At 69.9% G+C, this 11,907-nt stretch carries 6 protein-coding genes and 4 pseudogenes; 5 read left to right on the forward strand and 5 right to left on the reverse strand.

Annotated elements, in window-relative coordinates:
* Positions 1 to 163 precede the first annotated feature (163 nt).
* Positions 164 to 517, reverse strand: coding sequence for a hypothetical protein (locus ACZ7IB_RS41310; RefSeq protein ID WP_470919889.1), 354 nt, complete (start codon positions 515 to 517; stop codon positions 164 to 166).
* 207 nt (positions 518 to 724) lie between these two features.
* On the opposite strand from ACZ7IB_RS41310, the gene ACZ7IB_RS41315 reads away from it, so the two are divergent.
* Positions 725 to 1,501: a hypothetical protein gene (locus ACZ7IB_RS41315; RefSeq protein WP_470919891.1), complete on the forward strand. Its 777-nt coding sequence runs from the start codon at positions 725 to 727 to the stop codon at positions 1,499 to 1,501.
* On the opposite strand, the pseudogene ACZ7IB_RS41320 reads toward ACZ7IB_RS41315, so the two are convergent.
* The 3 pseudogenes from ACZ7IB_RS41320 to ACZ7IB_RS41330 form a co-directional block, all read right to left on the reverse strand.
* Positions 1,464 to 1,715, reverse strand: a pseudogene (locus tag ACZ7IB_RS41320) (nitrate reductase); the annotation flags it as partial. The gene ACZ7IB_RS41315 and the pseudogene ACZ7IB_RS41320 overlap by 38 nt on opposite strands.
* Positions 1,704 to 2,469 (reverse strand): annotated as a pseudogene (locus ACZ7IB_RS41325) (TIGR03842 family LLM class F420-dependent oxidoreductase); the annotation flags it as partial. The pseudogenes ACZ7IB_RS41325 and ACZ7IB_RS41320, both read right to left, overlap by 12 nt.
* A gap of 10 nt (positions 2,470 to 2,479) precedes the next feature.
* Positions 2,480 to 3,406 (reverse strand): annotated as a pseudogene (locus tag ACZ7IB_RS41330) (amidohydrolase family protein); the annotation flags it as partial.
* 149 nt (positions 3,407 to 3,555) lie between these two features.
* On the opposite strand from ACZ7IB_RS41330, the gene ACZ7IB_RS41335 reads away from it, so the two are divergent.
* The gene (locus tag ACZ7IB_RS41335) at positions 3,556 to 4,734 is read left to right on the forward strand and encodes an FG-GAP repeat domain-containing protein (RefSeq protein ID WP_470919892.1); all 1,179 of its coding nucleotides are present in this window, start codon (positions 3,556 to 3,558) and stop codon (positions 4,732 to 4,734) included.
* Positions 4,735 to 4,765: 31 nt separating this feature from the next.
* On the opposite strand, the pseudogene ACZ7IB_RS41340 reads toward ACZ7IB_RS41335, so the two are convergent.
* Positions 4,766 to 5,208: pseudogene (locus ACZ7IB_RS41340) on the reverse strand (IS6 family transposase); the annotation flags it as partial.
* Positions 5,209 to 5,243: 35 nt separating this feature from the next.
* Here ACZ7IB_RS41340 and ACZ7IB_RS41345 point away from each other — a divergent pair.
* The 3 genes from ACZ7IB_RS41345 to ACZ7IB_RS41355 all read left to right on the forward strand — a co-directional run bounded on the left by ACZ7IB_RS41345 (position 5,244) and on the right by ACZ7IB_RS41355 (position 11,754).
* Positions 5,244 to 5,588: a hypothetical protein gene (locus ACZ7IB_RS41345; protein ID WP_470919894.1), complete on the forward strand. Its 345-nt coding sequence runs from the start codon at positions 5,244 to 5,246 to the stop codon at positions 5,586 to 5,588.
* Positions 5,589 to 6,178: 590 nt separating this feature from the next.
* On the forward strand, positions 6,179 to 6,529 hold the full coding sequence (locus ACZ7IB_RS41350) for a hypothetical protein (protein ID WP_470919896.1): 351 nt from the start codon (positions 6,179 to 6,181) through the stop codon (positions 6,527 to 6,529).
* A 434-nt stretch (positions 6,530 to 6,963) separates the two neighbouring features.
* Positions 6,964 to 11,754, forward strand: a complete 4,791-nt coding sequence (locus ACZ7IB_RS41355; protein ID WP_470919897.1) for an RICIN domain-containing protein — start codon at positions 6,964 to 6,966, stop codon at positions 11,752 to 11,754.
* Positions 11,755 to 11,907 lie beyond the last annotated feature (153 nt).

An 11,907-nucleotide genomic window follows, 5' to 3' on the forward strand; every position in this document is an offset into this window, starting at 1 on the left:
TTCCTCGCATCGGCAGGCGCGCGCGCCCGCACCTGTACGCCCGAACGAACTTACCGGAGGGTAACGAGTAGTGGGCGGTCCGCTCAACCGTTCGGCGGAAGGTCGGGCGCAGAGAGGGTCGAGCGGAGGAGGACACCCCCCACCCCCCTCCACCGCCCACCGCCTACGGCTGGACGCTGATCTCGCCGATGCCGGTCCCGAGACCCGCACAGTGCGCGGTGGACTGACCGGACTGCCCCGGATCGAGGGTGACGTGTTCACCGTCCACGTCCGGGGACCAGCCGCAGACCAGATGCACCCAGAAGGTCTGGGCCGTGCTTCCGTCGTTGCGGCACAGGGCATAGCCCGTGTAGTCGTCGATCTCGTGCTTTCCGGTCTCGCAGGACAGACCGGGCGGCGTCGCCCCGGGTGTCACGGCGGTGGCGACGGTCGCGGGTACCGCGAGCGCCATGGCCGCCCCAGCGACGACGACGCCACGGAGCACGGTCCTGAACACGCTCCCCATCGACAGCTTCATGTCTTCCTGTTCCTCCTCGTCGTGACGAACTCGGTGCGTCGGCAACCGTCCCCCGCCACCCATGACACAAAACGAGGCAAAACATCACCGTGTGTATACGCTCAGCGGGTGATTCGCCGTCGCGCGACCCGCACCTGCCCGGCGTACGCTCAAAAGGATCGGACCGCACACCTGAACAGGCCCGACGGGCCCTTCGAGGGAGGCGCCGTGACCGGCCAACTCATCGGCAGACGCCGGGCCGCCTGGGCGGCGGTCCTCGTGCTGGGACTCACGAGCGGCGGTGTCATCGGCGGCGGTGTGGCCCGGGCGGACAACGGCATCGACAAGCTCTCCGCCCAGCAGATCGCCGACCGCTCACGTGACGCGCTCCTGAGCGCCCACTCCTTGCACGTCAGCACGCGCGGCACCCTCGGCAGGGGCAGCCCCTCGGCGACCCTGGATCTCACCCTCGACCGGAACGGCGACTGCACCGGTTCGGTGGACCTCGGCAGCAGCCAGGGGTCGGTCCGGATCGTGAAGCGCGGCAACGACGTCTGGGTCAAGCCGGACGCGGACTTCTGGAAGAGCCAGGTGCCGGACGGCAGCGCGGCCTTCGCCGCGATCCTCAACGGGCGCTACATGAAGGGCTCGGCCACCGACCCGAGGCTGCACGGTGTGACGCACGAATGCGATCTGAACACCTTCCAGAAGCTGGTCGGCGATCACGCGGACAACGACCGGGGCACGCTGAACAAGGGCCGCAGGACCACGCTCGACGGGGCTCCCGTGGTGCCGGTGACCAGACTCAGGGACGGCAGGACGCAGACGATGTACGTCGCGGCCACAGGCAAGCCGTACCCGCTGAGGATCACGGTGCGGGGCGGCGGGGCGAACGCGGTCGTGGGCTTCTCGGCCTTCGACAAGCCGGTGCCCACGGCCACGCCGCCGCCGGATCAGACGTACGACATCAACGCGCTGCTGACCCGTCGGACCGCGCCGCTGTGACGCCGGAGCCGGAGCCCCCGCTCAGCACCGCGTACAGCACCAGCGACGAGGCCGGTCCGACCGCCCAGCCGTAGTCCGCGAGCGGCTTCAGGAACGGGATCAGACCGTCGGCCGGGAACGGGCCGGCGCCGGGGGCCGAGTGGGAGCCGCCGATCGCCAGGACGCCGCCGACGGCGAACGCGACGACCGCCCGCCGGTTCCAGCCGGCGATGTACGCGGTCAGGGCCTCGGGGACGAGTCCGGAGTGTTCGCCGTACCGGGAGACCAGGTCCGCGACGTGGTTGCCGACCATGCCGCCGAACCAGCGGCACTGCTCGCGGGCGTGGTCGAGGTCGTCGCTCACATAGGCGGGGGGCGGCGACGCAGATGGTCACGGAGTCCGGGTCGCGGCCCGCCTGTACCGCCGCGTCCCGTACCGCCTTGATCATCCACTGGGTGAGGAACGGGTCGGCGAGCTGGAGGATGAAGCCGTCGGCCTTCTGTCCGGCGAGGGCGAGCGCCTTCGGGCCGTACGCGCCCATCCAGACGGGCAGTCTGCCGTCCTTCACCCAGGGGATCTGGACCGGTTGCCCGTCGACGGTGGCCTCGCGTCCCTCGGCGAGGTCGCGGATGACATCGATGGCCTCGCCGAGGCGGGCCAGGGTGTTGGGCTTGCGTCTGGTCACGCGCATCGCCGAGTCGCCGCGCCCGATGCCGCAGACGGTGCGATTGCCGAACATGTCGTTGAGGGTGGCGAAGGTGGAGGCGGTGACCTCCCAGGTGCGGGTGCCCGGGTTGGTGACCATGGGACCGACGACGAGGTGTTCGGTGTGTTCGAGGATCTGGCTGTAGATGACGAACGGCTCCTGCCAGAGCACCGCCGAGTCGAAGGTCCAGCCGTAGCGGAAGCCGTTGCGCTCGGCGCGGCGCATCAGGCCGACGACGGACGAGGCGGGCGGGTCGGTCTGGAGGACGAGTCCGAAGTCCATGACGGTGCTCCTAGTCCAGGTACTGACAGGTGGCGCGCGGGGTGTACATTCCGTGGCCGGCCCGGCCGGTGAACTTCCGTCCTTCGATGACGACTTCACCACGCGAGAGGACCGTTTCGACCTGGCCGGTGATGCGCTTTCCCTCGTACGCCGAGTAGTCGACGTTCATGTGATGGGTCTCGGCGGAGATGGTCTGTTCGGCCGCGGGGTCGTAGATGACCACGTCGGCGTCGGCGCCGGGGGCGATGGTGCCCTTCTTCGGGTAGAGGCCGAACATCCGGGCCGGGGAGGCGCAGGCGATCTCGATCCAGCGGCGGCGCGAGATGTGACCGTCCACGACCGCCTGATGGAGGAGGTCCATCTGGTTCTCCACGCCGGGCATGCCGTTGGGGATCTTCGAGAAGTCGCCGCGGCCCATCTCCTTCTGTCCCGAGAAGCAGAAGGGGCAGTGGTCGGTGGAGACGACCTGGAGTCCGTTGTTCCTGAGGCCCCGCCAGAGTGCTTCCTGGTGTTCCTTGGGGCGCAGGGGGGTGGAGCAGACGTACTTCGCGCCCTCGAAGTCGGGCTCGGCGAGGTTGTCGGTGGAGAGGAAGAGGTACTGCGGGCAGGTCTCGCCGAAGACGGGAAGTCCCTTGTGGCGGGCGGCGACGGCCTCGTCGGCGGAGACGTGCACGACATACAGCGGGGATCCGGCGACGCGGGCGAGCTGGATGGCGCGGTGGGTGGCCTCGGCCTCCAGCGCCACCTTGCGGACGTCGCCGTGGTAGCGCGGATCGGTGCGGCCCTCGGCCAGTGCCTGTTCGACGAGGACGTCGATGGCGATGCCGTTCTCCGCGTGCATCATGATCAGACCGCCGTTGTGGGAGGCCCGTTGCATGGCGCGCAGGATCTGGCCGTCGTCGCTGTAGAAGACACCGGGGTAGGCCATGAACAGCTTGGATTCCCTCGAATACCCTCGGGCGTCGCGTAGCCATCACCCTGCCAGTCCCCTCGCAGCGTGGAGACGATCTATACGGCGAGTCCCTCAGCGCGGGTGGCTCAGTGGTCACGATCGCAGTCGATCGGACTCTTGTACCCGGACACACCGTGCAGCCGAAGGGTGCTGGCGACGGCGGCAAACCCTCCTGGAGCAGCTGGGGCGAGATCGCTCCCGGCGTCGGTGCTCCGGGATCGCAGATCCGGTTCGCCGATCTCGACGGGGACGGCCGCGACGACTACTTGGCGGTCGCCGACGACGGTGCCGTACGAGCCTGGCTCAACACCCCTGGCGACGGCGGCAAACCCTCCTGGAGCAGCTGGGGCGAGATCGCCAAGGTCCCGGATGTGCCCGGGTTCCAGATCACCTTCGGCGACCTCGACGGGGACGCGCGCGACGACTTCCTGGCCGTCAACAACGACGGCGCCGTACGCGCGTGGCTCAACTCCCCCGGCAACGGCGGCAAACCGTCCTGGAACAGCCTCGGCAGGATCTTCTCGTACGACACGGCCGCCGACTCCGCAGCGGTCCAGGTCGCCGAGCTGAACGGCGACGGCTTCGGCGACTACGTACGGGTCAACGGCGACGGTTCGGCCCAGGCGCAGCTCAGCGACGAGGGCGCGGTCTCCAACGTCGGCATCCCGCTGTGGCGGGACGCGGGGACGGTCGCCACCGGTGTCGGGGCCGACGGCGGTCAGGTGCGGTTCTGCGACGTCAACGGCGACGGGCGTGACGACTATCTGGTCCTCGAAGACGACGGCGCGGTACGCGCGTGGCTCAACACCCCTGGTGACGGCGGCAAACCGTCCTGGCAGAGCTGGGGCGAGATCGCTCCCGGCGTCGGTGCGCCCGGGTCACAGGTCCGGTTCGCCGATCTCGACGGGGACGGCCGGGACGACTACCTGGTGGTCGCCGACAACGGATCCGTGCGGGCCTGGCGCAACTCGCCCGGCAACGGCGGCAAGCCCTCGTGGTCGAGCCTCGGCACCTATGCCGCCGGAGTGGACGGTGCCACCCGCGACATGCTCAGGTTCGCCGACATCAACGGGGACGGACGCGACGACTACCTGACGGTGAACGAGGCCGGCGTCATCCGGGCCTGGATCAACAAGGGCGGTGAGGCAGGCGGCGGTTGGACCAACCGCGGCGTCTTCGCCGTCGGGGTCGGCGCCACCAGGGACAGCCTGCGCCTCGCCGACCTCGACCGGGACGCCAAGGCCGACTACCTCGTGGTGTCGGATTCCGGTTCGGTGAGCGCCTGGCTCAACAAGGGCGGGGATCCCGCCTGATCCCCCTGACCCCGTAAAGGCCCCAGGCCAGGCGGTACGGACGGTGCGGTCGCTCCCGGGCGGCCGCACCGTTTTTCTGCGAGCGGTGTTCCACCGAGGGCATGACCTCGCGGTGCGCCGCGCTGTAGGAGCGGAGCTTGTCGGTGACGACCACCCTCGGCACCGTACGGGTCTTCTTGATCAGGCGGCGGAAGAAGCGTCTTGCCGCGGCCTTGTCCCGCCGATTCTGGACGAGGATGTCGAGGACGTTGCCATTCTGGTCGACGGCCCGCCACAGATACTTCAGCTCGCCGTTGACCTTGATGAAGACCTCGTCCAGGTGCCACTTGTGGCAGCGGCGGACCGTCTCGTAGGAGACGATGATGCCGCGCTGCAGCATCAGCTCCTCCACCTCACCGAATGACAACGGGAAGCGGAAGTACGCCCCACGCAGTGGGAGATCACCTCGACCGCGTACCGGTGCCCCTTGTACAACGGCGGCGTACTGCCCACGGACAACCCCCTCCACCATGATCAACCCGAAGATCATCCCACCCGTCAGCCAACGTGACAGTGCCCTGCTGGACTACCTGGGGCAGCGGCCGAACACCATGACCGCGACCAATCCGGACGCCCGATGGCTCTTCCACGGCCGCCGGGCTGGACAGCCCATGACCCGGAAACTCTCGAACTCCGACTCCGTCACCTGGCGCACCGCGGCGATCCGCCACCTCGTCCTCCAGGCCCCCGCTCCGGTGGTCGCCCGGATGCTCGGCTACCACGACGACACCACCGCCCAGCTCGCCGCCGAGGCAGGAGGAACCTGGCGTTACTACGCTCCTGGCGACCACTCACGGTCACCAGGAGCGTACTAACGCCGCCCCGCCGAACAGTTCGGCGGGGCGATGCGATCACAGTGGAATCGAATGGGCTCAGGCTCGCTCTCGCACCTCGGTGCCGTCGTACGTCCCGCCGACGCAGGTGCCTAGCCCGGGCTCGATCTGCATAACCCGCCCGCCCCCGTCCAAGCACTGTCGCGGGAAGATCCAAGCTTCCGCGTTGGCGAATCCCGCGCTTCCGAGCGTGAGAGCAACAGTCCCGGCGCACATGGCAACCGCTGTAAGGGCACGACGCATGGGGACATCCTCGGGTCGAATCGGTTGGGCAACCAGCCAATTGGATCCCCGTTCGGTGCCTTGCTTTCGGCATTCCTCCGATTGTGGGCGCGTCACGCTCGCATCCGTCGGTTGCCGAGGAACGACTACCTGGGGTGTGAAACTGGCGACCACTCACGGTCACCAAGAGCACTCAACAGCTGAGGAATACGAGACTCCCGATTACGCGAGGTCGCCAGTTCGATCCCCCTCGCACAAATGTCCTGCAGTCCGCTGCCCGCACCACCACACCGGCGTTCCCGGCGGCCGCCGACGGTCCGGCGCCGCAGCCGATCGCCCCGGCGGGGCCGGTGACGACGCGGGAGACCGCCTCGGCCGGCTACCGGCGCACGCTCGCCGCCCACCGCTCGGTCGCCGTGTCCTTCCAGCAGGATCGTGCCCTCGCCGAAGGCGTCGCACGGCAGGAACAGGTCCGCCGCGACCTCGCCGCCCGCGTCTTGCCCGACAACGAGTACGACCAGGACCAGGGCGAGGTGGCCACGAGGTCCGCGCTCAGCAGCGGCAGACCGCAGTGGCCGACCGTCCCGGGACACCCAGCGGCCCGGCGAGTTTATGGGATGCTTCCAGCCAATTTATGGCTGGCCACGTTCGTTGGTCGTATCGCTCCTTCATGGACTCCGTACGAGACACGCCGCTCGTGAGCTTGTTCGATCGGGTGTGGCACGTCGTCCGGGCCCCGGCAAGCGGATTTCCGTTTCCGTGTTCCGGACGCCGGACCGGCCCTTGCCGAGCGTTTGTTGCTCGCGGTTGAGTGGCGTCGCGTGCGCCGGGGGACCTGACCATCCCCGTGCGGGGCCCGCACGTCATCGGCGGTCGGGGGCAGCGGCGCCGCGGGGAGGAAACGTGGTTGCCGTGACGCGGCGCCCGCTCGCTGTGAGCGTCGCCCGGTCACCCTGCCCGTCTTCGCACCTGCTGTGAAGGATGTCCTCCTTGCGGTTCAAACCAGGGTTGTTCCACCCACGATCACGTTCCTCCACCCCCCCTCGCCGGCGCTCTCACCACCGCCCTCACCTCGGTCACCGCCCTCGCTGTCCTCGGCGGCCTGGGCGTCCGGCCCGACCTCGCCGTACCGGACATGCAGCCCGTGGCCGCGACTGCCGACTCGTACGACGGCTACGACGCCACGGCGGCGCAGCGGTTGCGCGAGGACCAGTGCATGGGCACCGAGGGCCTGCGCATGGGCGGGCCCAATGTGTACGCGCTCGCGCAGAGCGCCATGGTTCTGCCGCCGGACCAGATGCACACCAAGCTCCTGCGGGACATGTACAACGACAAGACCCCGCTGCACGCCGCCTGGAACGCGGATCGCACCCTCACGGACCAGTGGCTCGACAAGGTCCGCAACCAGGGGTACGCGTGGTCCGGCGCCGTCAGCGGCCTGGAGTCCTACCCGGGCGAGCCCAAGGACCCGGACACGATCTTCGACCGGACCGGGCTGCTCCCGTGGCTGTACCAGGGCTACTCGGACCCGCTCAACCTGTTCAATCCCTTCTACGACTCCTCGCCCACCGCCGACGACAAAACCAAGGCCGCTGCCCTCGCGATCGGCGACCCGCTCTACACCACCGGCGGCTCGGAGCAGGAGAAGCAGGCGTGGGCGCTGTGGAAGAAGAACTCGAGCAAGCCCGAGCCCAACGAACTCTTCGTGCCCCGGGTATTCGCCGATGACGCCCGGATCTTCCTCGCTTCCGGTGGCTTCCCCCGTACGGCCCCGGCACCGGACACCCCGGAGTTCCGGATCGCGGTCGAGGAGCTGAAGGCCCGCTTCGGAGCCTGCGCCTGGCATGACCCGATCGACCCCAACAGGGCACTCGGCAAGGAGGTTACGCAGGCGGCGGCCGAGTGGCAGCAGGAGATCGACGGCCAGACCGCGCAGCGGCAGCAGATCCTGACGGCGGGCAAGGACGCCACGAAGGCGCTGCAGGACGGCGCGTACGCCCTCAGCCTCCTCGTCGGCCAGTCGTGGCTCGCCGACTACTACACCCGCTGGCAGGACCACTGGACCCCCGGCGGCGTCGGCTGGATCGGAGACGCCGACACCGTGATCCAGGTGCCGGGTGCGGCGGGCATGTGTCTGGAGGTCCAGGGCGGCGCCAAGACCAACGGAGCGCCGGTCCAGATCTACACCTGCAACAACACCGCCGCGCAGAAGTGGCGCCTGGAAGGCGGCGAGGAGGACCTGCACCTCCGCAACGTCAACTCGTCCAAGTGCCTGGACGTGGCCGGTAACGCCTCCGCCAACGGTACGAAGATCCAGATCACGGACTGCTACAGCACCAAGGGCCAGTCGTGGAAGGCCGACGTCCGCGCCCCCTCGACCTTCAGGAGCCTGAGCACGGGCAAGTGCCTGGACCTGAGCGCCTTCACGTCGGGCACGGACGCGCGGCTCTTCGACTGCAAGGACACCGCCGCGCAGAAGTACCTGATCAAGCCGAGCGCGGGGAAGGGCCCGGGCAGCCTCTCGTACCCGACGGCGGCCCAGTTCGACACGGCGAAGAAGGGCCTCGCCGCCGCCCAGGCGGCGGCCAAGACGCACCTGGCCACCGTGAAGGCCCAGCTGGAGAACGCCAAGAAGGCGGCCGCCTCCTCCGAGACGGCCATCCAGGCCGCCTACGGCATCGCAGACGCCGCCGGTGCGCCGCGCGGCCGTGGCCTCCTCGTCGGCCAGCAGAAGGACCAGGTAACCAAGGGAACCGTCGCCGCGCTCACCGCGATGGTGAAGGCCGGTGAGACGGCCGAGGCAGCCACCCGGGCAGCGGCGGGCGACAGCGCGACCATCGCGCAGCGGGCCATCGCGCAGAGCGCGCAGGTCAACGCCGAGTTCCGCAAGGAGGCGGCGCGCACCGCGGAGTTGCAGGCGAAGGCTGCGGCCGAGGGGGCCAGGCTCCACCGTGACAACGCCAAGAAGGACAAGGAGACGGCGGAGGCCAAGCTCGTCCTCGCTTTGAAGGCCGAGGGCGATGCCAAGGCCGCTGCCGCCGACGCGCACGCCAAGCGGCTCGCGGCCGAGGCCGAGGAGGCCAAGGCGAAGGCGGAGAAGAACACCGCCGCCGCCAAGCAGGGCGAAGCAGCCGAGCACCGGCGGAACGCTGACGCGGAGGCGGTGAAGGCCGACGACGCCCGGAAGGCAGCCGAAGCCTCCGAGGCCACCGCCGTCGAGAAGAAGAACTCCGCGGTCAAGGCCCGTGACGGTGCCAAGGCCAAGCGGGACGACGCCTGGGAGGCCGAGCAGCGGGCCGACGCCGCCCGTGCCAAGGCCGATGCCAAGGAGGCGTACGCCCGGGCCCACGAGTCCGACGAGTACGCCCAGGAGTCCCGCGAGGCAGCCGATGCAGCCTCGGCCCACGCCGACACTGCCGAAGCGGCCGCCGGACGGGCCCGGGGCGAGGCCAACGCGGCGACCCAGGCGGCGGCTGAAGCCGACGCGGCGGCCACCCGCGCGGAGGCGGCGGCCAAGCGCTCCCGTGCGCACGCGGACGCCGCCCAGGCCGCCAAGCTGAAGGCCGACGCCGCCGTGCGGACCGCGACCAGCGCCGCCGCCGACGCCCTCGACGCCTCCGACCACGCCGCCGCGGAGGCCAAGGCCGCTGTCAGGCTGGCGGACGAGGCGGAGAAGCTGGCCAAGGCCGCCAAGGCCGACGCGGACACGGCGAACAAGGAGGCGGCGATCGCGCGGGCCGCGTCGGCGAAGGCCGCCGGGTTCGCCCACATCACCGCCCAGGCGGCGGTGGACGCGGGCAACGCCGCCATCCAGGTCGCCAAGCCCGCCAACGACGCGATCCAGCTCGGCTCCCCGTACGCGGCCACCGACTCGGCCGCCGCCCTCGTCGTCCTGTCCGGCCAGGGCTCGAAGACGATCGCCGATCAGCAGAAGGCAGTCGCCGACGCCCACGCGAAGAACGCGCAGGCCGAAGCCGCCGCCGCCAAGAACCTCGCGGACCAGGCCACCGGCGACGCCAAGCAGGCGTACGTCCACGCCGCCAACGCCGCCGGATACGCGGCCGAGGCCCGCGGCTACGCCAAGGAGGCCCTCGGCTACGCCGCCGACGCGGCGGCCGCCGCGTCCAAGGCCGCCCAGTCACTGGCTCGTACCGTCGAGTACGACCGGCAGGCCGCTGAGGACGCCGCTGCCGCCGACAAGGCCGCGGGACGCGCCGAGGGGTATGCCCGCTCGGCCCGCGAGTCCGCTGACCAGGCCGCGCAGGACTCCCAGGCCGCCCGTGAGGCCGCGAGCCGCGCCGAGCAGTCCGCCAAGGACGCCCGGGCGGCGGCCGACCGCGCCGACACCGCCGCCACCGAAGCCGAAGAGGCGGCCAAGGACGCCCTGAAGTACGCCGAGGAAGCCCAGGCGGCCGCCGACCGCGCCGAGCGAGCGGAGGCCAACCAGCAGGTATCGACGGGCGCGGGCACGGGCATCGGCGGCACGTTCTACGTGGTCGACGAGAAGAGCGTCGTGGTCACCGATGCCAAGCAGTTGAACGACTGTGTCATCGAGGCGGGCTTCGAGGGCTGCACCGTCACCTTCAAGGTGACGTTCGACGTGGACGTCGACTTCTTCCTGTGCACCAACCCCGACGTCCCGGCCACCGAATCCGGATGCCCGTCGTCGGACACGCTGCTGCTGCGCACCGAACCCTTCAAGGCCATGACGAAGGAGGTCACCCACTTCTTCAGCAAGTGGGACCTGATCGAGCAGACCGTCACCTACAAGATCCTCAAGGCAGTCCTGCTCCAGGACTTCGTGGACTGCTGGCACGGCAGCGCCAGTGGCTGCGCGTGGGCTGCGAGCAACTTCATCCCGGGCAAGCTCTTCGGCAAGGTCGCCGAGGGCATCCGTGCCCTGGACGCCGCGCTGAACACGGGAGTCGGGGTCCTCGACGCCTACAACGCACTGCGGAAGCTGGACCTGGACCCGGCGACCCTCGCCCGTATCGAGAACACGGTCAACCTCTACGAGGACATGGTCACGTCCTGCAGGGTCAACAGTTTCCCGGGGAAGACCCAGGTGCTGATGGCGGACGGCAGTCACCGGGCGATCAGCGCGGTACGCCGGGGTGACCGCGTTCTGGCCGAGGACCCGGACAGCGGTGACCGGAGTCCGCAGACGGTCACGTCGACCTACGCGCACGACACCGATCTCCTGGTGGACGTCCTCCTCGCGGACGGGCAACGGCTGACGAGCACCGCTGGACACCGTGTCCACGTCGCCGGACGCGGCTGGACGCTGGTGTCGGAGCTGCGCGTCGGAGACCGGTTGCGTTCGCCGGACGGGTCACTGCACGCCGTCGGGGCACTGCGTACCCGTACGGCCGTCGAGGACCCCCGGGTGTACGACATCACGGTCGACGGCCTGCACACGTTCTACGTACGCGCCGAGGGGCCGCGGGCGAGTGACCTGCTCGTGCACAACTGCGCGAACCTCAGCGACGAGCTGGCCTTTCCCAGCAGCGGCGCCCACACCCTGAGCCGTCACGTCAACCCGACGCCGCAACAGGCCATCGACTTCGCCAAGGAGAACGAGCGGAAGGGCCTGGCCCCGATCAGCACGGTGTGGACCAGCCAGGACATCGCGCAGCAGGCCGTCGAACGAGTACTCGCGGACTACTTCTTCCCCCGCGGCAAGAAGCGGACCGCCAGCTTCGACGCGTTGGACAACTTCCTCAACAAGCGGGGACAGTGGCGCAACAAGGCGGAGTTCCCGATCACCGGTTCCTGGGATCTGTACGGTTCTCTCGGAACGGTGTTCAAGGCGTCCGGGGGCTCGGAGGCAGCGGGCAACGGGGTCCGCGTGATCCTGAAGAGGCTGCCCGGCAAGAAGGGGCACGAGGGGTACATTATCTACACTGCGTACCCCATGCCCAAGTAGTGGCCCCGCTCTCTTTCTGACGGCACATCCGTGAAGGGGTACCCCCTGTCACACCCGTGGTGGGGGGGGGGGGGGGGGGGGGGGGGGGGGGGGAGGGCGGGGGGGGGGGGGGGGGAGGGGGGGGGGTGGGGGGGGGGGGGGGGGGGGGGGGGG

Source organism: Streptomyces sp. NPDC037301 (assembly GCF_055602785.1).